The sequence below is a fragment of the Streptomyces araujoniae genome (genome assembly GCF_050871195.1).
Taxonomy (GTDB): domain Bacteria; phylum Actinomycetota; class Actinomycetes; order Streptomycetales; family Streptomycetaceae; genus Streptomyces; species Streptomyces bacillaris.
In genome coordinates, this window is the sequence record NZ_CP194070.1 from 3,666,646 (window position 1) to 3,692,706 (window position 26,061).

General features: G+C 73.4%; 19 protein-coding genes. 10 read left to right on the plus strand and 9 right to left on the minus strand.

Features of this window, described 5'->3' with window-relative positions:
* Nucleotides 1-17: 17 nt before the first annotated feature.
* Together murJ and ACQ9ZG_RS15580 are read right to left on the minus strand one after the other, a co-directional pair.
* Nucleotides 18-1,598, minus strand: a complete 1,581-nt coding sequence (gene murJ, locus ACQ9ZG_RS15575) for a murein biosynthesis integral membrane protein MurJ (protein WP_499281607.1) — start codon at nucleotides 1,596-1,598, stop codon at nucleotides 18-20.
* 104 nt (nucleotides 1,599-1,702) lie between these two features.
* The gene (locus ACQ9ZG_RS15580; protein WP_499280683.1) at nucleotides 1,703-2,935 is read right to left on the minus strand and encodes a lipid II:glycine glycyltransferase FemX; all 1,233 of its coding nucleotides are present in this window, start codon (nucleotides 2,933-2,935) and stop codon (nucleotides 1,703-1,705) included.
* Nucleotides 2,936-3,348: 413 nt separating this feature from the next.
* Here ACQ9ZG_RS15580 and ACQ9ZG_RS15585 point away from each other — a divergent pair, with 413 nt between their 5' ends.
* On the plus strand, nucleotides 3,349-4,596 hold the full coding sequence (locus ACQ9ZG_RS15585; RefSeq protein ID WP_375138316.1) for a L,D-transpeptidase: 1,248 nt from the start codon (nucleotides 3,349-3,351) through the stop codon (nucleotides 4,594-4,596).
* A 54-nt stretch (nucleotides 4,597-4,650) separates the two neighbouring features.
* Here the strand turns inward: ACQ9ZG_RS15585 and ACQ9ZG_RS15590 are convergent, their stop codons facing one another.
* Nucleotides 4,651-6,228 (minus strand): cryptochrome/photolyase family protein, encoded by a 1,578-nt coding sequence (locus ACQ9ZG_RS15590; protein ID WP_109915687.1) that lies wholly within the window; start codon nucleotides 6,226-6,228, stop codon nucleotides 4,651-4,653.
* A gap of 126 nt (nucleotides 6,229-6,354) precedes the next feature.
* Here ACQ9ZG_RS15590 and ACQ9ZG_RS15595 point away from each other — a divergent pair, with 126 nt between their 5' ends.
* The gene (locus ACQ9ZG_RS15595) at nucleotides 6,355-7,530 is read left to right on the plus strand and encodes a spore photoproduct lyase family protein (RefSeq protein ID WP_109915686.1); all 1,176 of its coding nucleotides are present in this window, start codon (nucleotides 6,355-6,357) and stop codon (nucleotides 7,528-7,530) included.
* A gap of 184 nt (nucleotides 7,531-7,714) precedes the next feature.
* Here the strand turns inward: ACQ9ZG_RS15595 and ACQ9ZG_RS15600 are convergent, their stop codons facing one another.
* Nucleotides 7,715-8,344 (minus strand): GNAT family N-acetyltransferase, encoded by a 630-nt coding sequence (locus tag ACQ9ZG_RS15600; RefSeq protein WP_309076628.1) that lies wholly within the window; start codon nucleotides 8,342-8,344, stop codon nucleotides 7,715-7,717.
* 170 nt (nucleotides 8,345-8,514) lie between these two features.
* On the opposite strand from ACQ9ZG_RS15600, the gene ACQ9ZG_RS15605 reads away from it, so the two are divergent.
* Genes ACQ9ZG_RS15605 through ACQ9ZG_RS15625 form a run of 5 tightly spaced genes read left to right on the plus strand, consistent with a single transcriptional unit; the run spans nucleotide 8,515 to nucleotide 15,361 of the window.
* Entirely contained in the window at nucleotides 8,515-9,519 is a 1,005-nt protein-coding gene (locus ACQ9ZG_RS15605) for an NADPH:quinone reductase (protein ID WP_028415952.1), read from the plus strand.
* Nucleotides 9,520-9,574: 55 nt separating this feature from the next.
* Entirely contained in the window at nucleotides 9,575-10,117 is a 543-nt protein-coding gene (locus ACQ9ZG_RS15610) for an SRPBCC family protein (RefSeq protein WP_028415951.1), read from the plus strand.
* A gap of 38 nt (nucleotides 10,118-10,155) precedes the next feature.
* Nucleotides 10,156-11,736: a class I adenylate-forming enzyme family protein gene (locus tag ACQ9ZG_RS15615; RefSeq protein WP_018489631.1), complete on the plus strand. Its 1,581-nt coding sequence runs from the start codon at nucleotides 10,156-10,158 to the stop codon at nucleotides 11,734-11,736.
* Nucleotides 11,733-13,721 (plus strand): FAD/NAD(P)-binding protein, encoded by a 1,989-nt coding sequence (locus ACQ9ZG_RS15620; protein WP_109916449.1) that lies wholly within the window; start codon nucleotides 11,733-11,735, stop codon nucleotides 13,719-13,721. The genes ACQ9ZG_RS15615 and ACQ9ZG_RS15620 overlap by 4 nt, the downstream gene beginning before the upstream one ends.
* Nucleotides 13,718-15,361, plus strand: a complete 1,644-nt coding sequence (locus tag ACQ9ZG_RS15625) for a nitrosuccinate lyase (protein WP_499280687.1) — start codon at nucleotides 13,718-13,720, stop codon at nucleotides 15,359-15,361. Before ACQ9ZG_RS15620 ends, ACQ9ZG_RS15625 begins: the two co-directional genes overlap by 4 nt.
* 216 nt (nucleotides 15,362-15,577) lie before the next feature.
* On the opposite strand, the gene ACQ9ZG_RS15630 is transcribed toward ACQ9ZG_RS15625, so the two are convergent.
* The 5 genes from ACQ9ZG_RS15630 to ACQ9ZG_RS15650 all read right to left on the minus strand — a co-directional run bounded on the left by ACQ9ZG_RS15630 (nucleotide 15,578) and on the right by ACQ9ZG_RS15650 (nucleotide 20,896).
* Nucleotides 15,578-16,303 (minus strand): DsbA family oxidoreductase, encoded by a 726-nt coding sequence (locus tag ACQ9ZG_RS15630; RefSeq protein ID WP_109915370.1) that lies wholly within the window; start codon nucleotides 16,301-16,303, stop codon nucleotides 15,578-15,580.
* The gene (locus ACQ9ZG_RS15635) at nucleotides 16,300-18,183 is read right to left on the minus strand and encodes an anthranilate synthase family protein (RefSeq protein ID WP_109915369.1); all 1,884 of its coding nucleotides are present in this window, start codon (nucleotides 18,181-18,183) and stop codon (nucleotides 16,300-16,302) included. Before ACQ9ZG_RS15635 ends, ACQ9ZG_RS15630 begins: the two co-directional genes overlap by 4 nt.
* On the minus strand, nucleotides 18,183-18,806 hold the full coding sequence (locus tag ACQ9ZG_RS15640) for an isochorismatase family protein (RefSeq protein WP_028415946.1): 624 nt from the start codon (nucleotides 18,804-18,806) through the stop codon (nucleotides 18,183-18,185). The genes ACQ9ZG_RS15635 and ACQ9ZG_RS15640 overlap by 1 nt, the downstream gene beginning before the upstream one ends.
* A 62-nt stretch (nucleotides 18,807-18,868) precedes the next feature.
* Entirely contained in the window at nucleotides 18,869-19,639 is a 771-nt protein-coding gene (locus ACQ9ZG_RS15645; RefSeq protein WP_018489645.1) for a 2,3-dihydro-2,3-dihydroxybenzoate dehydrogenase, read from the minus strand.
* Nucleotides 19,640-19,717: 78 nt separating this feature from the next.
* Nucleotides 19,718-20,896, minus strand: coding sequence for a 3-deoxy-7-phosphoheptulonate synthase (locus ACQ9ZG_RS15650; protein WP_028415945.1), 1,179 nt, complete (start codon nucleotides 20,894-20,896; stop codon nucleotides 19,718-19,720).
* Nucleotides 20,897-21,470: 574 nt separating this feature from the next.
* Here ACQ9ZG_RS15650 and ACQ9ZG_RS15655 point away from each other — a divergent pair.
* The 3 genes from ACQ9ZG_RS15655 to ACQ9ZG_RS15665 all read left to right on the plus strand — a co-directional run bounded on the left by ACQ9ZG_RS15655 (nucleotide 21,471) and on the right by ACQ9ZG_RS15665 (nucleotide 26,024).
* Nucleotides 21,471-23,162: a carboxylesterase/lipase family protein gene (locus ACQ9ZG_RS15655; protein WP_499280689.1), complete on the plus strand. Its 1,692-nt coding sequence runs from the start codon at nucleotides 21,471-21,473 to the stop codon at nucleotides 23,160-23,162.
* Between the two features lie 68 nt (nucleotides 23,163-23,230).
* On the plus strand, nucleotides 23,231-25,087 hold the full coding sequence (asnB, locus tag ACQ9ZG_RS15660) for an asparagine synthase (glutamine-hydrolyzing) (RefSeq protein ID WP_028415943.1): 1,857 nt from the start codon (nucleotides 23,231-23,233) through the stop codon (nucleotides 25,085-25,087).
* A 52-nt stretch (nucleotides 25,088-25,139) separates the two neighbouring features.
* Nucleotides 25,140-26,024, plus strand: coding sequence for an arylamine N-acetyltransferase family protein (locus ACQ9ZG_RS15665; RefSeq protein WP_028415942.1), 885 nt, complete (start codon nucleotides 25,140-25,142; stop codon nucleotides 26,022-26,024).
* Nucleotides 26,025-26,061 lie beyond the last annotated feature (37 nt).

Genomic DNA, 26,061 nt, shown 5'->3' on the forward strand with positions numbered 1-26,061 from the left:
GGGGGTGGGGGTGGTGGTCAGGAGCGGGTACGGGTCCGGACCCGGGTGACCCGTCGGCGTACGCGCGTCAGCAGCGCGTCCGCTTCGGCGAGCCCCAGCGGGCGGGCGAGCAGGGCGAAGGTGAGCACGACGGCGGCCGCCCCGGCGGTTGCGGCGACCGGGGCCCCCGCCGGTGCCGCGCCCGCGGCCGCGAGGCGGCCCAGCGCGGTGGCGGGGACGGCGGCGAGCAGCAGCCGTCCGTGGGCGCGCGCCGCCGCCGAGGCGCGCAGCGGGCGTACGACGGCGAGCCGGCGGCTCAGCACCCGCGCCGTCACCGCCCATCCCGCGCAGAGCGCCAGGGAGTACGCGGCGGCCATGCCGGTCACCGCCCAGCGGGCGGGCAGCAGATGGGCGGCGGCCAGGGAGAGCCCGGCGTTGAGGGCCACGATCACCAGGTTGAGGAGGAACGGGGTGCGGGTGTCGGAGAGCGCGTAGAAGGCCCGGGAGAGCACGTACTGCCCGGAGAGGGCGACGAGTCCCGGCGCGAAGGCCATGAGGACGAAGGCCATCGCGGCGGTGTCGGCGGCGCTGGTCCTGCCGTACCCGAAGACGAGCGCCATCAGCGGGTGGGCGAGCGCGAGCAGCGCGCAGGCGGCGGGGACGACGGCGGCGGCGCTGACGCGCAGGGCGTGCGAGACGTCGTGCCGGACCGCGCCGGTGTCCCCGTCGGCGGCCGCCGCGCTCATCCGGGGCAGGAGGGCGGTCACCACGGAGACGGTGACGATGCCGTGCGGGACGACCCAGAGGACGTACGCGTTGGTGTACGCGCCGAAGCCGGGGCCGCCCGCGCTTCCGGCGGCCGTGGCGAGCCGGGTGGTGACCCAGTACGCGGCCTGGTTGGCCAGGACCAGCAGCACCAGCCACCCGGCCGAGCGCAGGGGGCGGGTCAGCCCGCTGCCGCGCCAGTCGAACCGGGGGCGCCAGCGGAAGCGGGCCGCGCGCAGCGCCGGGACGAGGGCGAGGGCCTGGACGGCGATGCCCGCGGTGGTGCCCCAGCCGAGGAGCGCGGTCCCGGCGGCGGAGGGCGTGGCCCCCGGCCCCGTACCGAGGGCGAGCGCCAGGTAGAGGCCGAAGACGGCCATGACGACCACGTTGTTGAGGACCGGCGCCCACATCATCGCGCCGAACCGGCCGCGCGCGTTGAGGATCTGGCCGAGCAGCGTGAACAGCCCGAGGAAGAGGATCTGCGGCAGGCAGGAGCGGGCGAACGCGACGGTCAGGGCCGCCTGCCGGCCGGTGTAGCCGGTGTACGCGCCGACGATCGCGGGGGCGGCCCAGACGGCGGTCGCGGTGAGGGCGAGCAGCGCGAGGACGCAGACGGTGACCAGCCGGTCGGTGTAGGCGCGGCCTCCGTCGGGGTGCTGCCTGGCGGCCCGGACCAGCTCGGGCACGAAGACGGCGTTCAGCGCGCCGCCGATGAGCAGCATGTAGACGACGGTGGGCAGGGCGTTGCCGACCGCGTAGCCGTCGGCGGTCGGCCCGATGGTGCCGATGGCCGCCGCGACCACGGCGGAGCGGCCGAAGCCGGTGGCGCGGGCGACGACGGAACCGGCGGCCATGACGGCGCTGCCGCGCGGGGCCGACACCGTCGGCGCGGCCGTCGGCGGCGCCCCGGCCCGGACCGCGTCCCCCGTCTGCGCCCGCTTCAGCTGGTTCACCTGCTTCACCGGCGCTTCAGGTACGCCTGGAAGGCACGGTGAAGCGCGTGGTTGGCGCTGCCGCCCAACGGCTTCTCCCATTCCCCCAACGTCTCGACGACCCGTCCCCCGGTGCCGAGCTTCCACCGCAGCAAACCGTACGCACGTTCGCCCGGATCGAGAGTGGAGGGTACCCCGCGCATGTCGTACATGTCGGCCCCGAGGGCGTGGGCGTCCAGCAGCATCCGCCACTGGAGCGCGTTGGAGGGCCGGACCTCGCGGCGGTGGTCGGCGGAGGCGCCCGTCTGGTACCAGGCCCGGCGGCCGACCGTGATCAGCGTGTGGGCCGCCAGGATCTCCCCCTGGTGGCGGGCGAGGTACAGCTTCATCCGTCCCGGCTCCTCGGCGTTGAGCGCCGCGTACTGGCGTTCGTAGTACGCGAGCGAGCGGCCCAGCCGGAACCCGTCCCGCCGCTCGGTGACGGCGAGCAGCCGGCAGAATTCGGGCAGGTCCGCCGCGCTGCCGACGACCACCTCCACGCCCTCCTTCTGCGCCCGGCGCACATTGCGCCGCCACTCCTGGTTGAGCCCGGACCACAGGTCGTCCGTGGTGCGTCCGGCGAGCGGCACGTGGAAGACGTACCGGGGCTGGGCGTCCCCGCCCCCGTCGTCCCCGGTCCCGTCCCCGCCGCAGCGGCTCCAGCCCCGGGCCCGCAGCCGCTCGGCGACGGCGGTGCCGAGCGGGTCGACCTCGCTGGCCAGGACGTCGCCCAGGCGCCGCCCCGGGCCGGTGAGCGGCTTGAGCAGGGCGGCGTCCCAGCGCCGGTAGGCGGGCGAGGGCCCGATGCGTACGGCGAAGGCGCCGGCCCGCCGCAGATGCTCCAGCAGCGGTCCGAGCCAGCGGTCGACGCCGGGGTCGCGCCAGTCGGCCACGGGCCCTTCGGGGAGGTACGCGAAGTACTTGCGGGTGCCGGGGAACTGGCGCAGCAACACCATGGCCACGCCCGTCAGTTCACCCGCCTCCGGATCCGGCCCCCAGCCGAGCAGGAGGGCGCGCCAGCCCTCCTTGACGTCGGCCCAGGACGGGCACTGGAGGAACCCGGCGCCGAGGGCCGTGCCCCGGGGGGAGGCGAGGAAGGCGCGGTAGGTCCGCGCGGTGATGGCGCACAGGGTGAGGGGGCGATCCCCCACCGGGCGGACGGGGTCGGCCGACGGCGACGGTATGGACGGTGGCGGCGGCGGTACGAGCAGCGCTGACACGGGCTGGGCCTCTCCTTCTCCCCGGACCTCTCGCGGGGCGGTTCCCCGGCTCTCCGGCGGGACGGTTCCCCGGGCCTCCGGCGGGGGCGGCTCCCCGCGCTTCCACGGGGATGCGGAGGATGCTCACAGCGCTCCATGACCGCTCCGTCCGGCGAATGTGACCGGACCATGACCGTTCTTCACCAGTCGCCGTCACATCGCCCCAACCCCCTCTGACCTCGGGTTTCCCGGCTCTACAGTCACCGCATCACCTGCACCGAACGCCTCTTCCGTGATGCCCGGAGGTCCCGTTGTCCCGTCCGCCACACACGTCCCTGTCGCACACGTCCGTGTCACGCGCGTTCCTGTCACGCGCGTCGCTGTCCCGTACGAACAGCTCCCGTACGGACGCCTCCCGTACGGACCGCTCCCGTATCTCCCTGGCCCGCCCCGGCCTCTCCGCCGCACGCCTCCCCGTCGCCCTCCTGGCCGCCGCCCTGCTGGCCCCGCTCGCCGCCTGCTCCTCCGGCACCACGGAGACCACGGGCACCACGGGTGCCGGGGACGCCAAGGGGACCTCGGCGGCCGCCACGGCGTCGCCGGGCGCCGGGGACCGCCCCGTGACCGTCGCCGTGACGCCCGCCGGAAACCAGGTCCCGGCGGGCGGGCCGGTACGGGTCACCGCCATCGGCGGCACGCTCACCTCGGTGACCGTCACCGCCGCCGACGGCCGTACGCTCCCCGGCGAGGTCGCCGCCGACGGCCGGACCTGGACCTCCGGCCGCAAGGCCGCCCCCGGGGCCGCGTACGAGGTGAGGACGGCGACCCGGAGCGCGGGCGGCACGGCGGGTAGCAGCACGGCCGCCTTCACCACCGCCCCGGCCGGGAAGGTCAACAAGGTCGACTGGCGGCCGGGCGGGGCCACCACCGTGGGCATCGCCCAGCCGATCTCCCTGGTCTTCGACCACCCCGTCAGGAACCGGGCCGAGGTCGAGAAGCAGCTCAAGGTCACCACCTCGAACGGCACCGAGGGCTCCTGGGGCTGGCTGCGCGACTGGTCCGGCCGGGACCGGGTGGACTGGCGCCCCCGGACGTACTGGAAGCCCGGCACCCGGGTCACGCTGGAGGCCGAGCTGAACGGCACCGACTCGGGCCCGGACGGCGGCGGCTGGTTCGTCCGCGACTACCGGACCGCCTTCACCATCGGCGCCGGGCAGGTCGTCAAGGTCGACCTGGACCGCCACCGGCTCTCCCTCGTACGGGACGGGAAGACGCTCCGCCGCATACCGGTCTCCGGCGGCACGCCCGGCGGCGACAAGCGCTCCTGGCGCGGGACCGCCGTGCTCATGGCCAAGGAGGGCACGATCAACATGAACTCCGAGACGGTGGGCCTCGGCAACGCCTACGACAAGATGGTCGACCACTCCATGCGGCTGACCTGGTCGGGCATGTACGCCCACGCCGCCCCGTGGAACGCCAAGTTCTTCGGCCGGTCCAACCAGAGCTCCGGATGCATCGGGATGAGCGACGCGGACGCGGCCTGGTTCTACGCGCAGGTGCGGCCGGGCGACCCGTTCGAGATCACCGGCAGGGACACCAAGGGCGTGGTCGCCCCGGGGAACGGCTTCGGCGCCTGGAACCTCTCCTGGGCCGAGTGGCAGGAGAGGAGCGCCCTGCGCTGAGGCCCGGCCGAGCGGTCAGGGCCGAGCCCCGGCCGACTGGTCGGGGCCGACCGGTCACGGAGGCGTGTCTCCCCGTTCCGCCGCCGTCTCCAACAGTTCCCGCAGATCCTTGAGCCGGTCCAGGCCCTTCACCGCGCGGGCCGTGCGGTGGTTGGCGGCGAGGCGGGTGCGGTGGCGATGCAGGAAGGCCCAGTAGCCGGTGGTGTACGGGCAGGCCCGCTCGCCGGTCCGGTCGGTGGGGCGGTAGGCGCAGGGGGCGCAGAGGTCGCTCATGCGGTGGATGTAGGCCCCGCCCGAGGTGTACGGCTTCGTCGTCATCCGGCCCCCGTCCGCGTACTGGGACATGCCGACCACGTTCGGGAGCATCACCCAGTCGTAGCCGTCGACGAAGCAGCGGTGGAACCAGTCGGTGACGGCCGCCGGGTCCCAGCCGTCCTGGAGGGCCCGGCTGCCGAGCACCATCAGCCGGGGGATGTGGTGGGTCCAGCCGGTGTCCCGCACCTGGGCGAGGACGGTGGAGAGGCAGTGGGCGGTCACCGCGTCCGCGTCCAGGTCGAGGAACCAGTCGGGCAGTTGGGCGGTGTGGCGCAGGGCGTTGCGGTGGCGGTACTCCTCCCCGAAGTGCCAGTAGAGGTGCCAGACGTACTCGCGCCACCCCGCGATCTGCCGGACGAACCCCTCGACGCTGTTCAGGGGCGCGTCACCCGCCCGGTACGCCTCCTCGGCCAGTTCCACGCACTCGGCCGGGTCCAGGAGGCCCAGGTTCAGCGGCGCGGAGAGGAGGCTGTGGCTCAGCACCGGGTCGGCCGCCAGCATCGCGTCCTCGTGGGGGCCGAAACCGGCGAGCCGGTGGGCGACGAAGTGGCGCAGCGCGGTACGGGCCTCGCGCCGGGTGGCGGGGAAGAGCCTCGGGCCGTCCCGGCCGACGAACGCGACCTCGCCGTCGCGCTCCCAGCGGTCCAGGTCGTGGCGGATCTCGTCGTCGATCTCGTCCTCCGACGGCCGCCAGGGGCCCCGGACGTCGAGGGTCTCCTGCCCCCGGGGCGGTGGTTCGCGGTTCTCCTGGTCCAGGTTCCACCGCCCGCCGACAGGCCGGTCACCGTCCATCAGCAGCTCGTGCCGCTCGCGCACCCAGCGGTAGAAGCCCTCCAGCCGCAGGTTCCCGCCGCCCTTCCCCGTGCCCTCGGCTTCGCCCTTCCCCTTTCCTTCGGCCTCGCCCTCTCCCGTTCCTTCGGCCTTGCCCTTCCCCGCCCACCGCGCGAAGTCGTCGTGGCTGACCAGGAAGCCCTTGGCCGGGAGGATCTCCACGTCCTCCAGCCCGCGCACGAACTCCAGCGCCCGGCGGGAGGTGGGGTGGCAGACCGTCAGGGGCCCGCTCCTGCGGACCTCCGCCAGCCCCTCCCCATACGTCTCCGCCCGGACGTACGTAACCCGGTCGCCGAGTTCCGCCGCGCGGTGCCGCATCGCGGAGAGGACCAGATGCGCCTTGGCCCGGTGGAAGCGGCGCCGGCGCAGCACCGAACGCGCCTCGATCATGACCACCGGCGCCCGGTCGTCCGGGCCGCCGTGGCGCGGGTCGAGGAAGTGCGGACCGAGCTGGTCCCCGAACAGCCAGTGCGGACGTGGTGCCATGGGGGGGAGCCGCCTTCCGTGTCGGAGCCCGACGATCGTGGCAGCCCGCGCCCGTCCCCGTACGCCGACACTCCGGCACGGGCCTGTCGGGCCCTTCCCCGCCGTGGCCCCCGTAGGGTCGGGGCCGTGCACCAGCCCCCCGACCGGCCCCAACAGCCCGAGCAGCAGGCCCTCTTCGGCTGGGAGGAGACCGTGCTCGCCGAACCGCCGGGCCGGGGCGGCGGGTTCCGGGACAGTGCGCGGGCCCGGCGGATGCTCGACGTACGGGAGGTGTACGCGGAGCCCGCCGCGCTCGCCTCGCCGCGCGGGCAGCAGATCCTGGCCCGGCTGCCCGGCGTCCCCGTCACCGAGATCGCCGGGCACTGGCGGGTCCCCTCCCTCCACGGCAACGAGGGCAACATCGCCCGCTGGACCCGGATCAAGACCGAGACCCTGGTCCTGGGCGTCCGGCAGAGCCTCACCACCCGGCCCAACGGCCGCTCGGCCGACTGGATCGCCCCCGGGGCCTCCAACGGCTGCGCGATGGCGTGCGCGTACTGCTATGTGCCGCGCCGCAAGGGGTACGCCAACCCGATCACGCTCTTCACCAACATCGAGGCGATCACCGCCCACGTACGGCGGCACGTCCGGGCCCAGGGGCCCAAACCCGAGCCCAACCAGTGCGATCCGCACGCCTGGGTCTACGACATCGGGGAGAACGGCGACTGTTCGGTCGACGCCCTGATCTGCGACAACACGGCCGATCTCATCGCCGCGTTCCGCACTCTGCCCACCGCGAAGGCCTCGTTCGCCACGAAGTTCGTCAACCCCGATCTGCTGGCCCTGGATCCCCAGGGGCGCACCCGGGTGCGGTTCTCGGTGATGCCCCCGGACGACTCCCGGCTGCTGGACCTCCGTACCAGCCCGGTCGCGGAGCGCGTCGCGGCCGCCGCCGACTTCCTGGACGCGGGGTACGAGGTCCACTTCAACCTCTCGCCCGTGGTGCTGCGCCCCGGCTGGCAGCGCGACTGGGCCGCCCTGCTCGACCACCTCGACGACGTGCTGCCCGCCCGGGTGAAGGCGCAGGCGGGCGCCGAGATCATCATGCTGACCCACAACCAGCAGCTGCACGAGGTGAACCTCGGCTGGCACCCCCGGGCCGAGGAGGTCCTCTGGCAGCCCGCCGCGCAGGAGACCAAGCGCTCGGAGAACGGGGCGCTCAACGTCCGCTACGCCCGTGAGATCAAGCGGGACGCCCTGGCCCGGCTGCGGGAGCTGATCGCCGGGCACGCGCCCTGGCTGCGGATCAGATACGCGTTCTGAGCGGCGCCAGCGGCCTGCGGAACCCCTTTCGGTACGGACGGAGCCCCGTCCGTACCGGGGTCCCCGTGCGTACCGGGGTCCCCGTGCGTACCGGGGTCCCCGTCCGTACCGGTCCCCGTCCGGACCGGACCCCGTCCGTACCGGGCCCCCGTCCGTACCGGGCCCCCGTCCGCGCCCGGCCCCCTCACCCGGGGTCCGGCTCCAGCTCCCGGCCGAAGTGGAACGCGGCCACCGTCAGGCGGCGCGCGTGGTAGAAGCGGTGCGCGTCCACGTTGGTGGTGCCCGAGTCCAGCTCCAGCCGGGCGCACCCCTCCGCCCGGCCGCGCCGCTCCAGTTCCGCCATCAGGCGGGCGCCGACCCCCCGGCCCCGGGACTCGGCCGCCGTCACCAGGTCGTCGACGAACAGCAGCCGCCCCCGGCTGGTCGCCAGCACCCGGTGGGTGGCCGCCCCGAGGGCCCGGCCGGTGGCGGCGTCGTACGCGACGGTGAAGCGGAGCCCCTGGGCGTACCCCTCCTCCGCGAAGGCGGTGAAGGCGTCGGCCGACAGCCGCGGGCGCAACGCGCGGATCAGGGGCGCCACATCGGCGGCCATCCGGGGATCGCCGGGTCCGAGATCGACGAGGACGAGGTCGACGGGCGCGGGGGCTGCGAATGCGGGCTCGGGGGGCGCGGGTTCGGGGGGCACGGAGTCCACAGGTGCGGCGCCGGCGAGTACCGGGTCCGCGGGCACGGGCTCGGCGGGTTCCGGGCCGACGCGTACGGAGGCCGTGGGTCCGGAGTCCGCGGGTTCGGGGTCGGTGCGTGTCAGGTCCACGGCGTCCAGGCTAGGGGTGCGCCGACGGGCCCGCGGAGGTATCCGTCAGGTCGGATCCGGCGCCCCCGCCCAGGTGCCGCACGGTCCGCGCCGCGGGAGATCGACCGACCTGACAGAGAGTCCTTGCCGGTGGTGACGGGCCCGGTCCGCCGCTGACAGACTCCGGCACCATGCTCGCCGCTTACATCGAACAGCTCGGCTCCCCCGACACCATCCGGTACGGCGAACTCCCCCAGCCTGTGGCACAGGCGGGCGAGGTCCTGGTGGACGTGAGTGTCGCCTCCGTCAACCACGTCGACACCTTCGTCCGGTCCGGAGCCTGGCGCACGCCCGTGACCTTCCCCTTCGTGATCGGCCGCGATCTGGCCGGCACCGTCGCCGCCGCCGCGCCCGGCACCGGCTTCGAGGCCGGCGAACGCGTCTGGTGCAACAGCATGGGCCACGCCGGCCGGCAGGGTGCCGCCGCCGAGCGCGTGGCCGTCCCCGCCGACCGGCTCTACCGGCTGCCCGACGGGGTCGACCCCGAGGACGCCGTGGCCCTGGCCCACCCCGCCGCCACCGCCTACCTCGCCCTCCACCCGCACGGCCGGGTGCAGGCGGGCGAGACCGTCGTCGTCCTGGGCGGCGGCGGCAACGTGGGCAGCGCCCTCGTCGTCCTCGCCGTGCACGCCGGGGCGCGGGTCGTCGCCACCGCGTCGGCCCGGGACATCGACCGGCTCCGGGGCCTCGGCGCCGACGAGGTCATCGACTACCGCGACCCGGACGTGGTGGGGCGGCTACGAGCCGCCTGCCCCCAGGGCGTCGACGTGTGGATCGACACCTCGGCCCGCAACGACCTGGAGACGGCCGTCGACCTGCTCGCCCGGCGCGGGCGGGTGGTGGTGCTCGCCGGGCTCACCACCCGGCCGGTGCTGCCCGCGGGACCGCTCTATCTGAAGGACTGCTCGGTCGTCGGCTTCGCCATCTCACAGGCCACCACCGCCGAACTGGCCGCCGCCGCCGAGACCATCGGCACGCTGCTGGCAGCCGGGAAGCTGCTGCCCCCGGCCACGGTGCCGATGCCGCTGAGCGAGGCGGCGGACGCGCACGGCGCCCTGGAGCGCGGCGAGGTCCGCGGAAAGATCCTGCTGAGGGTCGGCCGGACCGGCGCGGAAGTCGCACCGGAAAGAACTTGACGGACCATCTCGGGGTTTGTTGACCCGCGTTCGGCGCGCCACCAGAGTTCTCCTTATGAGCGAATCAATCATCGACAATTCCCCCCTGTTCGAACTGCGCGCGGACATTGCGGTTTCCGCGACCCCGAAAGAGGTCTACGCGGTCGTCAGCGATCTGCCGCGCAGCGCCGAATGGAGCCCCGAATGCCGGGGCGGTGAATGGATCGATGGAGAGCCCGCGGCGGTGGGAACGATCTTCCGCGGCGAGAACCTCCGCAGCGAGGAGGTCGTGGCCTGGGCCCCGCTTGTGCGCGGGACCTGGTACACCGAGGCCCGGGTCACGGCGGCCGAGCCCGGTGTGACCTTCCGCTGGATGATGCTCTCGCACGCCCAGGACGACCAGGAATCCGTCTGGGGCTTCGACATCGAGCCGCTCGCCGAAGGCAGCCGGCTGGTCCACCATTTCCGCATGGGAAAGGCGACCGCCGGAATTCACAAGATCGTCTCCGAGCTCGACGAGGATGCTCGTAAGCGATTCGTCGCGGACTGGACCGCCAAGCTGGAACGGGACCTCGACGACACCCTCAAGCGAATCAAGGACGTCATCGAATCCGCATGACGGGTTCCTTCCCGCGTACGTGAAACGGAGTGGGCGAGATGTTTCTGCAACGAATAGGGAACAAGGGCATCCGGCTCGGGACGCTCTTCGACCGGGCGGCCGCCCGGCATCCCGGCAACATGGTGGTCCTGGACCACGACCTGGATGTCGCGCCCGAACTGGGCCGCCGGCTGGCGCTGCCCGAGGTGGCCGAGCTGGTCGCCGAGCTGGCGTCGCGGCTGTGGGCCGCCGGGGTCCGCACCGGTGAGAAGATCGTCGTCCACAAGACCGACGGCTTCGACATTTCGCTGATGGCCTGCGCCGCCGCGCGGATCGGCGCCGTACCGGTGCTGCTCTCCCCCAAGCTGGACGGCGAGACCGTCGTCGAGCTGGTGCGCCGGGCCCAGCAGCCCTACCTCTTCACCGACGAGGCCAAGCTCACCGACAGCCTTCCGGCCGAGGTCTTCGAGGTCGCCAAGAAGGTCCTGCTCGCCTCCGGCACCTTCGAGGGCGCCACGCCGCTGGCCTCGTACGCCGGCACCGCACGGGTCGACCCGATCACCATGCCGCCGGACCACCCGACGCTGATCACCCACACCTCGGGCACCACGGGCACCCCGAAGCTGGCCGTCCACACCGGCCACACCTTCCAGGCCCGCTACCGCCCGCAGGCCACCGTGGTCTCGGCGGTCCGCAGCCGCGAACCGATCGCCATCCACGTCTCGTTCGTGCACTCGCGGATGTTCACCGCGATGCCGATCGCGATCCTCCAGGGCCACCCGCTGATCATCCTGAAGGACGACGAGCCGGAGTCGGTCGCCAAGCTCTTCTCGCAGGTCCCGCCGGGGCTCATCGAGGCCCACCCCAACACCTTCCTGCGCTGGGAGGTGCTGGCGAAGGACCCGCGCGGCCCGCTGAGCAACGTCAAGTACTTCAGCTCCACCTTCGACGCCATCCACCCGCGCACCGTGCACACGCTGCTGGGCGCCTCGCGCCGGAAGCTGCCGCTCTTCGCCCAGGCGTACGGGCAGAGCGAGGTCGGCCCGATCGCCGCCCGTACGTACTCCCGCAAGCGCGGCGCCGAGGCCGACGGCCGCTGTGTCGGCTCGCCGTTCCACGGGATGACCAACGTCCGCGTGGTCAGCCGCGACGGCCGCCCGCCGACGAAGTCCTCGCCGGGCTTCATCGAGGTCCGCAGCGACGGCCGGATCGTCACCTACCTCGGTGAGCACCAGCGGTGGGAGAAGCAGGTCAACGACGGCTGGTGGCGGATGGGTGACGTCGGCTACCGCACCAAGTGGGGCTGTCTGCACCTGCTGGACCGCGAGGTCGACGAGATCCCCGGCGTGGAGTCGACCCTGGAGATCGAGGACAAGCTCTTCGCCCGGATCGAGGACCTGATCGAGGTCATCATCATCCCCGGCCCCGACGGCCGCCCCGTCCCGGTCGTCTCCACCCGTGACGACAAGCCGCTGGACGAGCGGGTCTGGAAGGACGCCGTCGTCGGTCTGCCCCCGATGGCGGACCCGGTCCGGTGGAAGCTGGAGGACCTCCCCCAGACGGCCACCACCAAGATCAAGCGACTCGAACTGGCCCGGCTGCTGGCGGCCGGCTCCGACGGGAACGGCGAACTGTCATGACGAAGGCTCTCCTGGAGATCTGTGTCGTGGGCGCCGGGCCCCGCGGCCTGTCGGTGATCGAACGGCTCTGCGCCAACGAGAGAGCCAACCCCGGCCACGCCGGGGTCACCATCCACGTGGTGGACCCGTCCCCGCCGGGGGCCGGTACGGTCTGGCGGCCCGAGCAGTCCCGCCATCTGCTGATGAACACGGTGGCCTCGCAGATCACCGTCTTCACCGACGACAGCGCCCGGCTGGAGGGTCCCATCGAGGCGGGGCCCAGCCTGTACGAGTGGGCCCGCGCCCTGGTCGCGCGGGTCGAGGCGGGCCACGCCGAGGCCGACGAGGACGTGCTCTCCGAGGCCCGGTCGCTCGGCCCGGACTCCTACCCCACCCGTTCCTTCTACGGCCGCTACCTGCGCAGCTGCTTCCAGGAGGTGGTGGACCGCGCTCCGGAGCACGTGTCGGTCAAGGTGCACCGCTCCCGTGCGGTGGCCATCGCCGATGTGCACGGGGTCACCGACGGGACCCAGGGCGTCCGGCTGGAGGACGGGACCCGGCTCAACGAGCTGGACGCCATCATCCTGGCCCAGGGCCACCTGCCGACCCGGCTGACCACGCGTGAGGCGCGGACGGCGGGCCTCGCCCGGATCCACCACCTCACCTATGTGGCCCCGGCCAACCCGGCCGACCTGGACCTCAGCGACATCAAGCCCGGCCAGCCGGTGCTGCTGCGCGGTCTGGGGCTCAACTTCTTCGACCACATGGCCCTGTTCAGCGCGGGCCGGGGCGGCACCTTCGAGCGCGGCGAGGACGGCAGGCTCGTCTACCGCGCCTCAGGCCGCGAGCCGAAGATGTACGCGTTCTCCCGGCGCGGGGTGCCCTACCACTCGCGCGGCGAGAACCAGAAGGGCGCCTACGGCCGCTACTTCCCCCGGCTCCTCACCGTCGAGTACATCGAGAAGCTGCGCGCCCGCTCCGCCGACGGCCAGCAGATCCGGTTCAAGACCGACCTGTGGCCGCTGATCTCCCGGGAGGTGGAGAGCGTCTACTACGAGACCCTGCTCACCGCCCGGGACCGGGCGGCGGACGGCGCCGAGCTGGCCGAGCGCTTCCTGAAGCGCCCGGCCGACGACGACGGGGTGCAGCTGCTCACCGAGTTCGGCATCCAGCCGGAGGACCACTGGTCCTGGGAACGGCTCTCCAAGCCGTACGAGAACCGGGAGTTCACCAGCCGGGAGAGCTTCCGGGCCTGGCTCCTGGAGTATCTGGCCGCCGATGTGGTCGCCGCCCGCAGCGGCAACGTCAGCGGTCCGGTCAAGGCCGCGCTGGACGTGCTGCGCGATCTCCGCAACGAGATCCGGCTCGCGGTCGACCACGGCGGACTGGCCGGTGACTCCTACCGGGACGAGCTGGAGGCCTGGTACACCCCGCTCAACGCCTTCCTCTCGATCGGCCCGCCGGCCTCCCGCATCGAGGAGATGATCGCCCTCATCGAGGCAGGTCTGCTGGAGGTGACCGGACCGGGTACGAAGATCGCCGTGGACACCGGCGCACCGCAGTTCGTCGCGGTCTCCACCGAGGTGCCCGGGCCGCCGATCCACTCGACGGTCCTGATCGAGGCCCGGCTGCCCGAGCCCGATCTGCGGCGCACCGACGACCCGCTGATGCGCCATCTGCTGGACACCGGGCAGGCCCAGCCGTACTCCATGGCCGCCTCCCAGGGCAGCAGCTACCAGACCGGCGGGCTCGCCGTCACCGAGCGGCCCTACCGGCTGCTGGACGGCAACGGCGAGGTGCACCCCCGGCGCTTCGCCTACGGCGTGCCGACGGAGTCGGTCCACTGGGTGACGGCCGCGGGCATCCGCCCCGGGGTCGACTCGGTGACGCTCGGCGACTCGGACGCCATCGCCCGGGCGGCCCTGGCGGTGTCCCCCGTCGCCAACCGCCCCTGGACCACCCAGGTCCAGACCTCGGAAGAGGGTCTCGTCGGGGTGATCGTGTGACCGCCGGAACCCCCGGCCCCGCCGCCGCCCCCGGTGCTCCGGCACCGGGGGCGGCGGCCCGTACGGGCTCCGGCCCGGGGGCACCCGCCGCAGGCACGACGGGCTCCGGCCCGGGCGCCCGAGCCACGGCCGGTAGCGGTACGGGCTCCGGTCCGGACGCCCGAGCCACGGCCGGTACGGGCTCCGGCACCGGCCCCGGACCGGCCGGTTCCGCCGCCACCGGGACTGGGCCGGCCGCGCCCGCCCGCCCCGGCATCGACTCCGGAATCCTCTCCCCCGTCCGCGCGGGCACGCCCGGTGAGGCGGCGACGGGCGACGAGGCCTGGCTGCAGGCCATGCTGGACGCCGAGGCGGCGCTGACCCGGGCCCAGGCCGGGATCGGCACCGTACCGAAGGAGGCCGCCGAGACGGTCACCCGGACCGCCCGGGCGGAGGCGCTGGACCTGCGGGCCCTCGCGGTCGCTTCCCGGGAGACGGCCAACCCGGTGGTCTCCCTGGTCGCCGCGCTGACCCGGGCGGTGGCGGAGGTCTCTCCGGAGGCCGCCGAGTACGTCCACCGGGGCTCGACCAGCCAGGACATCCTGGACACCGGGGCGATGCTCGTCGCCGCCCGGACCCTGGAGCTGATCGCGGCGGACCTGGAAGCGGCCGCCGAGTCGCTGGCGGGGCTGGCCCGGGACCACCGGGACACCGTGCTCCCCGGCCGCACCCTCGCCCTCCAGGCCGTACCGACCACCTTCGGGCTGAAGGCGGCCGGCTGGCGGCGGCTGCTGCTCGACGCCCACCGCCGGATCACCGCCGTCCTGGACGGCGGGCTGCCGGTCTCGCTCGGCGGGGCGGCCGGAACGCTCGCCGGGTACCTGGAGTACGCCCGGGTCGACGGCGACGCCCGGGCCCAGGACGTCGACGGCTACCTGGAGCTGCTGCTCGACGGGTTCGCCGCCGAGACCGGTCTCGCCCGGCCGCCGCTGCCCTGGCACTCCCTGCGGACGCCGATCGCGGACCTCGGCGCCGCGCTCGCCTTCACCACCGGCGCGCTCGGCAAGATCGCCATCGACGTCCAGTCACTCACCCGGACCGAGGTCGGCGAGGTGGCCGAGCCGTCCGTGGCCGGGCGCGGGGCCTCCTCCGCCATGCCGCACAAGCGGAACCCGGTGCTGGCCACCCTCATCCGCAGCGCGTCGCTCCAAGTGCCGCTGCTGGCAGCCGGGTTGGCGCAGTGCCTGGTCTCCGAGGACGAGCGGTCGGCGGGCGTCTGGCACGCCGAGTGGTCGCCGCTGCGCGAGTGCCTGCGGCTGACGGCCGGGGCCACCCACACCGCGGTCGAGCTGTGCGCGGGCCTGGAGGTCCGCGCCGACCGGATGCGGGAGAACCTGGGCCTGACGGGCGACCAGGTGGTGACCGAGCGGATCGCCGCCCACCTCACCCCGCACCTGGGCCGCGCGGAGGCCAAACGGCTCCTGGGCGAGGCGGCGGACGAGGTCCGGATGAGCCGCCGCTCCCTGGCCCAGGTACTGGCCTCCCTCCCCCAGGCGGCGGAACTGCTGCCGGTGGGCGCGGAGTTGGAGCGACTGTGCGACCCGGCCGGCTACACGGGGGCCGCGGGCGCCCTGGTCGACCGGGAGGTGGGGCGGGGCTAGTCCTCTGCCCGCTCCTCCGGATGTACGTGTGCGCGGTGGTCTCCCGGAGGGGGGCCACCGCGCACTCACCTGCCCAGCCCTGTTCCACGACCGCCTCGGGGAGGCGTTGCCCGGGGGCCGGCGAGCCCGGCGCCGAAGAGCCGACGCTCCGTCATCGATGTCCCAGGCGAGCGGCGAAGCCCCGTCACGAACGTGCTGGATTCCGGGGGCCGTCGCTCACCCCGCCCCGTGCACCCGCCGCAGCAGCTCCTCCGCCCAGGACTCGTCGTACGCCTCGAAGAGCGGGAAGCCGCCGTTCTCCGGGGAGTCCGTCCAGCGGCAGGTCACCCCGGGGTTGTGCACCGCGTAGCCGCCCGGGGCGAACAGGTGCGGGCTGCCCTGGACGTGGGGGCCCTGGGCGATGTCCCACTGGCCGTACACCTCGGAGCGTCCCTCGCCCGCGCGCAGCGCCTTCGCCAGGGCGTCCGCGTCCAAGTGCTCGCAGCCCTCGGCCAGCTCCAGGATCACCGCGTGCACGCCCACCGAGCGGCTCTCGGTGTAGAAGGCGCGGCGCAGGGCGATGTCCAGCTCGTCCGAGGCGCGCAGGCCGCCCACCGCCGGGGACTTGGCGGCCTGGACGGCCTCCAGGGCCGGCAGCATGCTGGAGGGGTAGGTCCACTCGGGGGCCGACCAGCGGCGCCAGCCCACCTCGGGGCGGCGGGCGGCGATGGCCGCCAGCTCCACGTCCACGATGAACTTCGGGGTGGACTCCCGGTTGAACAGCTCCAGCGGGAAGGCCCGGTGGTCGATGAGGACCGGCAGCTCCAGCCGGGCGGAGGCTGCCCGCAGGGTGTGCAGGGCCAGCGCGGCCCAGGGGCAGCCGACGTCCGACCAGACCGTGACGACCGGCCGACCCCCCTCTCTGGGCTCGATGTTGACCAGTGCCGGGTCGTCGCTCGTCATCGGACCGCTCCCTCCGTGCGTCGCAGCAGTTCGGTCAGCAGGTTACGGGTGATGTGCACCCCGTCGCGGGTGAGGACCGACTCCGCGTGGAACTGGGTGGAGGCGAACCACGGGCCGCGCAGCCCGTGCACCTCGCCGGTCTCGGGCGAGCGGCTGACCTCGACCGGTCCGATGCCCGGGCAGTCGGTCTTGTCCTCCTCGGAGACGGCGGCGAAGGTGTTGTAGAAGCCCACCTGCTCCCGGCGGCCGAAGAGGTCGATCTCGCGCTGCACGCCCTGGTTGGGCACATCGCGGCGGATCAGCGGCAGTCCGAGCCGGCCGCTCAGCACCTGGTGGCTGAGGCAGACGGCGAGGAACGGGGTGCGGTTCTCCAGCAACCTGCCGACTGCCGCGTCGAGATGGGCGATCTTGGGGTCGGTGAGGTCGCGCGGATCGCCGGGGCCGGGGCCCATGACGATCAGGTCGTGCTCGTCGGTGTCGTACGGCTCGTCGAAGCGCCGGACCGTCACGGCCAGCCCGATGGAGCGGAGTTGCTGGGCGATCATCGACGTGAAGGTGTCCTCCGCGTCGACCACCAGCACCCGCCGCCCGTCGAGGTACGGGTCCGGGGCGTGCCGGTCCCCGGCGTGGGCGAGCCAGAAGTCCGCGAGGGAGGAGTTCCGTTCGGCCAGCGCGGCCCGGACCTCGGGGTTGGCGGAGAGCCGGGCCTGCCCGCCGGACTCCAGGGCGGCCAGCAGCCCGGCCGCCTTGGCGCGGGTCTCGGCCGCCTCGGACATCGGGTCGGAGTGGCGTACGAGGGTGGCGCCGACGCCGATCCGCAGGCGTCCGGCGGCCGAGATGTCGGCGGTCCGGATGAGGATCGAGGAGTCCAGGGCGTGGCCGCCCTCCTCGTCCCGGCCCAGGAGGGCCACGACCCCGCTGTAGTAGCCGCGCCCCTCGGGCTCGTACTGGTTGATCACCCGGCAGGCGCTCTCCAGCGGGCTGCCGGTGACGGTCGGCGCGAACATCGTCTCGCGCAGGATGTCGCGCGGGTCGCGGTCGCTGTGCCCCTCGATGAAGTACTCGGTGTGGGCGAGCCGGGCCATCTCCTTGAGGAACGGTCCGATGACCCGCCCGCCCTCCGGGCAGATCCGGGACATCATCTTCAGCTCCTCGTCGACGACCATGTACAGCTCGTCGATCTCCTTGCGGTCCGCGAGGAACTCCATCATGGCGGGCAGGCTCGGGCCGCCGGGCGCGTACCGGTAGGTGCCGCTGATGGGGTTCATCACGGCGAGGCCGCGGGTGAGGCTGACATGGCGCTCGGGGGTCGCGCCGACGAAGGTGCGCTCCCCGGTGTGGACGACGAACGTCCAGTAGGCGCCGGTCTCCCGCTCCAGCAGCCGCCGGAAGAAGGTGAGCGCGGCCGCCGGGGTGTAGCCCGTGATGTCCGCCGCGTAGGAGCGCTTGATGACGAAGTTGGCGCCCTTGCCGGTGCCGATCTCGTCGGTGACGACCCGGCGCACGGTCTCGGCGTACGTCTCGTCGTCGGTGTCGAATCCGCCGTCGGTCAGCGCGATCGGGGTGTCCGGGATGCGGCGCAGCGCCTCCGCGACGCTCCGGACCTCCTGGGCGGTGACGGTCATCGCGAGCAGCGGGGAGCCGTCCTCGGCGCCGACGAAGCCGCGTTCGGCGATCTGCCGGTACGGCACGAGGACCAGGGCGTCGTGCCGGGCCTCGCCGTGGGGGCCCGGGGTGAGGGGGATGTCGGCGAGGGTGTCGTACGCGCGCACGTCCCCGACGAGCACGTCGAGCGTGCCCTCGCCGGTGGCCTCCGGGCGGTGGAGCAGGGCGAAGGGGGGCGGGTCGGCGGCGAGTATCCGCCCGAGCAGGTCCGTCATCAGCCGACCGCTTCCTTGGTCGTGAGCACGACGGCGCAGCGGTGTGCGGCGTACTCCATGGTCATCCGGTGCCGCTCCAGGGAGAAGTCCCCGACGGCGTCCGCGATCAGGAAGGTCTCGATGTCCTGGGTGAAGGACTCGATGGCCGTCGCCAGGATGCCGACGTGGCCGTAGACACCGCAGATGACGAGCTGGTCCCGGCCGGCCGCGCGCATCCGCTCCAGCAGGTCGGTGCGGAAGAAGGCGCTGTAGCGCCACTTGGTGAGCATCCAGGAGCCGGGGGCGGGCGTCAGCTCGTCGACCACCTCGCGGTCGGCGGGCTCCGCGCGCATGCCCGGCCCCCAGAAGTCCTTGAGCAGCCCGCGCTCCTCGGGGGTCATGCTGCCGGGCTGGGCGGTGTACGCCACCGGCATCCCGGTCGCCAGCGCGTGGGCGCGCAGCCGGGCGGCGTTCGCGAGCAGCGGGTCGCGCAGCTCGGGGGCGAACGGCTGGAGGAAGTAGCGCTGCATGTCGTGGACGAGCAGGACGGCCCGGTCGGGGTCGATGCTCCACCGGGCGGTGTTGTCGGGGAGGTCGCCGCGCTCGGGGAGCGGGTACGGCGGGATGGGGGCGATGCCGGCCATGGGTGGTCCTGGTTCCTTTCGTGGGTGGTCGCGTTCCGGTCGCCGGGCACCGCCCGGGTGGGTCAGGCCCCCAGGGAGGCGCCGCCGTCCACGGTGAGGTCGTGCAGGGTGATCTGGGCGGCCCGGTCGGAGAGCAGGAACGCCACCGCCTCCGCGACATCGTCGGGGCGGCCGATGCGGCGCAGCGGGATGCCGACCCGGTACGCGGAGGGCGAGCCGTCCAGGGTGTGCTGCTCGGCCTCCCGGTCGTGCCACATGGACCGGAGCATCGGGGTGTCGGTGGAGCCGGGGGCCACGGTGTTGCAGCGGATGCCGTACTGGGCGACCTCCAGGCCGAGCGACTTGACGAGCTGGGTCGCGGCGGCCTTGGAGGCGGCGTACGCGGCCATCCCCGCCCGGGGGGTGACGGCCGCGTTGGAGGTGACGGTGACGATGGAGCCCCGGGCGCGCGGGATCATCCGGTTGACGACCGCGCGCGTCACGTTGAGCACCCCGGTGACGTTGACGTCGAGCATGGCCCGCAGGTCCTCGTCGGTGATGTCCCTGACCGGGCCCAGCCGCAGCACCCCGGCGGCGTTGACCAGTTGGTCGATGGGGCCGATCTGCTCCTCGGCGGCCGCGACCACGGCCTCCACCGCCGCGCTGTCGGAGACGTCGACCGGGAAGTCCGCCACCTGGAGGGACTCCGCACGGAGCTTGGCGACCTCCTCGGCCAGCCGGTCGGCGTCGCGGTCGACCGCCACCACCGTGGTGCCCTGCTCCGCGAGGAGCCGGACCACGGCCGCGCCGATGCCTCCGGCCGCCCCGGTGACCAGCGCTGTCTGCTCTTCCACCTGAACTCTCCTTCGTACGAGGGTGGTACGGGTGTGCTCACGGGGTGCTGCGGGGGGCGGGGCCGGTGGCCCCGCCGGTCAGCCCCGCCAGGCCGCGATGACCGAGACCGCCTGGGAGGCGGTGAGGCGGGGGTCGCAGAAGCTGGTGTACTTCTCCCCCACCTGGTGGGCGCGGGTCTCGTTGCGCACGCACTCGGTGACGTCGTCGGGGGTGGTCTCCAGGTGGACGCCGCCCGCGGTGCCGCCGGCGCAGCGGACGGCGGTGAGGAAGCCGCGCACCTCCCGCTCCACGTGGTCCAGGTAGCGGGTCTTGAGCCCCTCGGGGGTGGTCACGGTGTTGCCGTGCATCGGGTCGCAGAGCCAGCTCACCGGGTGCCCGGCCTCCCGTACGGCCGTCACCAGCGCGGGCAGCCGCTCGGCCACGGTGTCCGCGCCCATCCGGGAGATGAGGGTGAGGCGGCCGGGCGAGCGGGTGGGGTCGAGCCGCTCGCAGAGGGCGAGCAGGTCGGAGACGGTCATCGAGGGGCCGACCTTGCAGGCCACCGGGTTGGCGATGGAGGAGAAGAGCTCCACGTGGGCCCCGTCCAGCGAACGGGTGCGCTCACCGATCCAGGGCAGGTGGGTGGAGGAGAGCCAGAGGGCGCCCGAGGCGTCCCGGCGGAGCATCGGCAGCTCGTAGTCGAGCAGCAGCGCCTCGTGGCTCGTCCACACCAACGGGTCGATGGCGCGGGCCTGTTCGCGCGGGGCGCCGTCCCAGCCGAGGTGCCCCATCATCTCGTCGGCCGCCTCGTAGCCGGTGAGCAGCCGGGCCGGGTCGGGGATGCGGCCCTTGGGGGCGGGTTCGGGGCTGTTGACCATGTGGCCCCGGTAGACGGGGAGTTCGACCCCGTTGACCCGCTCCGTCGGATTGGAGCGGGGCTTGGCGAACTGCCCGGCGATCCGGCCGATCCGGACGACGGGCCGGTGCGAGGCCAGCTTCATGGCCCCGGCCATCAGGTCGAGGACGGCGGCCTTGCGGGCGACGTACCCCGCGCTGGACTCCATGGGGTCCTCGGCGCAGTCGCCCGCCTGGACCACCTGGGCCTCGCCCCGCGCCACCTGCGCGAGGACCGAGCGTAAGGCCTGGACGTCCTCGTAGCGGACGAGGGCCCGGCGGCCGGACAGCTCTCTGCGCACGTTCTCCAGGTGTTCGGCATCGGGCCACTCCGGCTGCTGGAGTGCGGGCCTGAGCCGGATCTCGGACACGACGTTGTCCACTGGTGCCTCCACGGTCGCATGGCGCGAGCGGGAACGCTCGCTGTCGGGTGTGAGTCGGTGCGGCGTCGGCGAACCCGTCGCGGGCGTCGTCTGCGACGAGGCGGCGTACGGGACGTGCCCGCGCCACTCGGTTCCGGGATGACCCGAGCCCGCGGGTCGGAGGGGGCGGCCGTCCCGCCCTGGTCCGGCTGCCGATCCTGGGCCGCACGCCGGTCAAGCGCCAACCAACGGATCAGCAGTTCGTCAGGTGACGCGGATTCCATCAGGTCTACCCGCGTCCAGCGGCCCGGACCTGACGGACTACCCGGGCCGAACTGGGCCACCAAGGATGAAACGTTGCACCATGAGGCCGCTCCCGACCCCTGCTCTGCGCCCGTTCCGGCGCGAGGGAGTGCCTTGCCGATCAGGGCCGGACGGGCCCGCGCACCCGGTGCGGTGCCCAGCGGGACACCGCCGCCGTCCCCGTCGCCCGACGCGACGCGGAGGCGCGGCACCACCGCGAGGCGCCCGCCCGGGCGCCCTGGATCCCGGCCCGATCGGCGCGACACCTCTAGGCCCCTGGAGATCTCCCGTCATGACACCAAGCAACAGCTCCGGCCTCGCCCGGCGCACGTTCGTCGTCACCGCTGCCGCAGCCGCGGCCGCAGCGGCGACCGCCGGTTCGGCGGTGCCGGCCGCGGCCGCCGCCTCCTCGCACCGGGCCCCCCGGCCCCGGGGCGGTTCGTCGGTGGTGGTGCGCACCACCGAGGGCCGTATCGCCGGTGAGCGCCAGGGCGACGTCACCGTCTTCCGCGGTGTCCCCTACGCGGCCCCGCCGGTGGGCCCGCTCCGCTTCGCCTCCCCGCGCCCGGCCGAGCCGTGGAACGGGGTCCGGGACGCCACGGCCTTCGGGGCGCCCGCGCTCCAGACCGACTACCTGCCGGACAGCAGCGAGGACTGTCTCTACGCCAACGTCTGGACCCCGGGCACCTCCGGCCGCCGGCCGGTCGTCGTCTACATCCACGGCGGCGGCTGGTTCCTCGGGGCGGGCAGCGAGCCCGACTACGACGGCGCCAGGCCGGCCGCGCGCGGCGACATGGTCGTCATCAACTTCAACTACCGCCTGGGCCTGCTCGGCTGGGGGCTCCACGAGGAGTTCACCGACCCCCGTACGCAGTCCTTCGCCAACTGGGGGCTCCAGGACCAGGCGGCGCTGCTGCGCTGGGTCCAGGCCAACGCGGCGGCCTTCGGCGGCGACCCGGGCAACATCACCCTGGCGGGCACCTCGGCGGGCGGGTCGAGCACCTGGCAGCTGAGCCTGCTCCCGCAGCTGCGCGGGGTGATCAGACGGGCGGTGCCGGTCAGCGTCAAGCACGTCTGGAACCCGGCCAGTTCGACCACTCCGCAGGAGTCGCGCGAGGTCTACGCGCTGCTCGCCTCCCGGCTCGGCACCACCGTCGCCGGGCTGCGCACCGTACCGGGTACCGACCTCAAGGCCGCCTGGGAGGAGCTGTACTCCGGTGACCCGGCCGACCGGCCGGTGACCGGCTGGCGCGAGTACCGCGGACCGGTGCCCGACGGCCAGTGGATGCGCGGCTTCGACCACGAGCTGCCCACCCCCCGCATACCGATCATGCCGATATACGCCCGTACCGAAGGCTCGTTCTTCACCGGCGGACCCGGCTACCCCTACCCCGGCCCCCTCCCCACCAACGACGCCGAGCTGCGCGAGGCGGTCTTCATGGTGCTGCGCAAGGGCAGCGCCCGGGTGGGCCTCCGCGACGCGGACCAGGCCATCGCCTTCTACCGCAAGGCGGCCGTCCGGGGCGGGCTCCCGCAGGACCCGATGTCGATCTGGACCGAGATCTGGGGCGACGGCCTCTTCCGCTACCAGATCGTCCGGCTGGCCGAGCGCCACGCCCGCGAGGGCCGCTCCCCGCAGTACCTGATGGAGTTCGCCCACCCGGTGCGCGCCCCCTACTCCGGCACCCCGCACGAGGCGACGTCGAAGTTCCTCTTCGGCTCGCACGCGCTGCCCGCCAACGAGCCCGCCTACGGCGACGGCCCGCTGGAGCGCCAGGTCTCCGACACCCTGATCGACCTGATCGCCTCCTTCGCCCGCACCGGCCGGCCGTCCGCCCCGAACGCCCCCGTGTGGCCGGAGTTCGCCCCGCGGCGTGCCACCACGATGGTGGTCGGCGGCCCGGACGTCGCCCGTCTCTCCACCACCTTCAAGGCGGACCAGCTCCGCTACTGGGACCGGGCCGGCTGGGTGCCCCGTACCTGATTCGCGCGGCCCGACTTCTCCACAGCGCTGTTGACACGGCTGAACACGAGGAAAGGAACCGAGGCACTATGTGTGGACTCGCAGGCTGGGTCGGCTACGACCGCGATCTGACCCAACTGGGCGCCACCGCCCAGGCCATGACCGCCACGATGGCCTGCCGGGGCCCGGACGACGAGGGCGTGTGGACCGACCCGCACGTGGCGCTCGGTCACTGCCGGCTCTCGGTCATCGACCTGGAGGGCGGCCGCCAGCCGATGCACGTGACCGCGCCGGACGACGGTCTGCCGACCGTCGTCTACACCGGCGAGGTCTACAACTTCCTTGAACTGAAAGAGGAGTTGAGCGGGCTCGGCCATGAGTTCCGCACCTCCAGCGACACCGAGGTGGTGCTCCACGCCTACCTCCAGTGGGGCGAGGAGTTCGCGGAGCGGCTCAACGGGATGTACGCGCTGGCCATCTGGGACCCGCGCACCGAGGAACTCCTCCTGGTCCGGGACCGGATGGGCGTGAAGCCGCTCTTCTACTACCCGACCCGCGACGGCGTCCTCTTCGGCTCCGAGGCCAAGGCGATCCTGGCCCACCCCGAGGCCGAGGCGGTCGTCGACCGCGAGGGCCTGGCCGAGATCTTCGCCATCATCAACACCCCCGGCCACGCCGTCTTCAAGGGCATGCACGAGGTGGTGCCCGGCACCATCGTCCGCTTCACCGACGCGGGCCACTCGGTCCGCACCTACTGGGAGCTGACCGCCCACCCGCACGGCGACGACCTCGACACCACCATCGCCCGGGTCCGGGAGCTGCTCGACGATATCGTCCGCCGCCAGCTCATCGCGGACGTCCCCGTCGGCACCCTGCTCTCCGGCGGACTGGACTCCAGCGCCCTGACCGCCCTGGCCGCCAAGGCCTTCCGGGACCAGGGCCGCACCGAGCGCGTCAAGGCGTTCTCGATCGACTTCAAGGGCAACGACGAGGCCTTCGCCGGGAACGGCATCTGGCAGGACCCCGACACCCCGTACGCCGTCGAGGTCGCCGAGAAGTGCGGCGCCGAGCACATCATCGTCGAGCTGGAGAACGCCGACGTCCTGGACGAGTCCATCCGCGCCCGGGTGCTGCGCTGCCAGGACCTGCCCATCTCCACCGGCGACATGGAGCACTCGCTGCTCCACCTGTGCACCGCGCTCAAGCGCCAGGTGACCGTCGCCCTCTCCGGGGAGACCGCGGACGAACTCTTCGGCGGCTACAACTGGTTCTTCGACCAGGAGGCTGTCGAGGGCGACACCTTCCCCTGGTACGACGCCTGGCGGCGGCTCGGCGGGCTCGACACCATGAAGGAGATCGGCCTCTGGGACCGGCTCGGCATGGAGGAGTACGTCAAGGCGCGCTACGCCGAGGCGCTGGGCGAGGTCCCCCGGCTGGAGGGCGAGTCCGGCCGTGAGGAGCGCATGCGCGAGCTGCTCTACCTCAACATCTCCCGCTGGGAGAACTTCCTGCTCGACCGCAAGGACCGGATCAGCATGGCCGCCAGCCTGGAGGTCCGGGTCCCCTTCACCGACCACCGGCTCGTGGAGTACGTCTTCAACGTGCCGTGGGAGATGAAGACCTTCGACGGCCGGGAGAAGAGCCTGCTGCGCGCGGCCACCGCCGACGTGCTCCCGGAGTCGGTGCTGACCCGCAAGAAGAGCCCGTACCCCTCCACCCAGGACCACGAGTACGTACGGGCCCTGCGCGACAAGGTCGCCGCCCTGCTCCACGAGGGTTCACCGGTCCTGCAGCTGGTGCCGGCCGAGGGCATCCAGCGGCTGCTGGACAAGCCGCTGGAGTCGTACGCCGGGCTCGGCGGGCTCTGGGGGACCCGTGCGGTGATGGAACGGCTCGTCGAGTTCAACACCTGGGTCACCGAGTACGGGGTCCGGGTCGAGGCCTGACATGTCTCCCGACCCCACGCTGTCCGTGCCCCCCGGAAGGAGTGCCGACCTGATGTATGCCATCGCGCCGACGTTCGACATCGACCACTCACCCGAGTGGGGTTCGGACAGGCTCGATCTGGACGCCTATCTGCGACGGATCGGATACGACGGCGTCCGGGACAACTCGCTGAAGACCCTTCAGCAGGTGCACCGGGCCCATATGAGCACCATCTCTTTCGAGAACGTCGACATCGCGGTCGGCCGCACGGTCTCGCTGGACATCGCCGAACTGGAGCGGAAACTGGTCCGCTCCGGGCGCGGCGGCTACTGCTACGAGACCAACCTGCTCTTCGCCGCCGCGCTGGACCGCCTCGGTTTCCCGGTGATGCGGATGCTGTCGCGCATCCGGGAGGGCGACACCAGGCGCCGGTTCCGCTCGCACACCTCCCTGCTGGTCAGGACGGCGGACGAGCCGGACACGGTGTGGCTGGCCGACCCCGGCTACGGCTACGCGGGGCTGATCGAGCCGATGCCGCTGCGTGACGGCGCCCGCGCGACCGTGGGGGCCTGGAGCTGGGAACTGGGCGTGGACGACGGGCACTGGGTGCTGCGGTCGCAGGACGGCGAGGGCCGCTGGAGCGACCTCTACGTCTTCCGGCCCGAGCGCCAGTACGAGGTCGACTACCGGGCGGCGCACTACGTCAGCTCCACCCGCCCGGGCTCGCCGTTCGTCAACCGGCTGGTGGCGCAGCGCGGTTCGGAGACCGTACGGCACCGGCTGCGCAACGACGTCCTGGTCACCGACCACCCCGACGGGCGCACCGAGCGTGCCGTGCTCGCCCCGGGCGAGGTGGTCGCCGCCCTGCGGGAGAAGTTCGGTCTCACCCTGACCGACGAGGACGTCTCGCTGCTCCTGGGGTTCCTGCAGCGCGGCGAGAGCGCCGCCGCCTGCTGACGGACCCCGCACACGAAGAGAGCCCCGGCACCAGGTG

Bases quoted from the DNA above. Each gene is read 5' to 3' on its own strand.
- murJ (WP_499281607.1), bottom strand. From the start codon at position 1,598: ATGGCCGCCGGTTCCGTCGTCGCCCGCGCCACCGGCTTCGGCCGCTCC.
- ACQ9ZG_RS15590 (WP_109915687.1), bottom strand. From the start codon at position 6,228: ATGGCACCACGTCCGCACTGGCTGTTCGGGGACCAGCTCGGTCCGCAC.
- ACQ9ZG_RS15605 (WP_028415952.1), top strand. From the start codon at position 8,515: ATGCTCGCCGCTTACATCGAACAGCTCGGCTCCCCCGACACCATCCGG.
- ACQ9ZG_RS15610 (WP_028415951.1), top strand. From the start codon at position 9,575: ATGAGCGAATCAATCATCGACAATTCCCCCCTGTTCGAACTGCGCGCG.
- ACQ9ZG_RS15615 (WP_018489631.1), top strand. From the start codon at position 10,156: ATGTTTCTGCAACGAATAGGGAACAAGGGCATCCGGCTCGGGACGCTC.
- ACQ9ZG_RS15620 (WP_109916449.1), top strand. From the start codon at position 11,733: ATGACGAAGGCTCTCCTGGAGATCTGTGTCGTGGGCGCCGGGCCCCGC.
- ACQ9ZG_RS15630 (WP_109915370.1), bottom strand. From the start codon at position 16,303: ATGACGAGCGACGACCCGGCACTGGTCAACATCGAGCCCAGAGAGGGG.
- ACQ9ZG_RS15635 (WP_109915369.1), bottom strand. From the start codon at position 18,183: ATGACGGACCTGCTCGGGCGGATACTCGCCGCCGACCCGCCCCCCTTC.
- ACQ9ZG_RS15640 (WP_028415946.1), bottom strand. From the start codon at position 18,806: ATGGCCGGCATCGCCCCCATCCCGCCGTACCCGCTCCCCGAGCGCGGC.
- ACQ9ZG_RS15655 (WP_499280689.1), top strand. From the start codon at position 21,471: ATGACACCAAGCAACAGCTCCGGCCTCGCCCGGCGCACGTTCGTCGTC.
- asnB (WP_028415943.1), top strand. From the start codon at position 23,231: ATGTGTGGACTCGCAGGCTGGGTCGGCTACGACCGCGATCTGACCCAA.
- ACQ9ZG_RS15665 (WP_028415942.1), top strand. From the start codon at position 25,140: ATGTATGCCATCGCGCCGACGTTCGACATCGACCACTCACCCGAGTGG.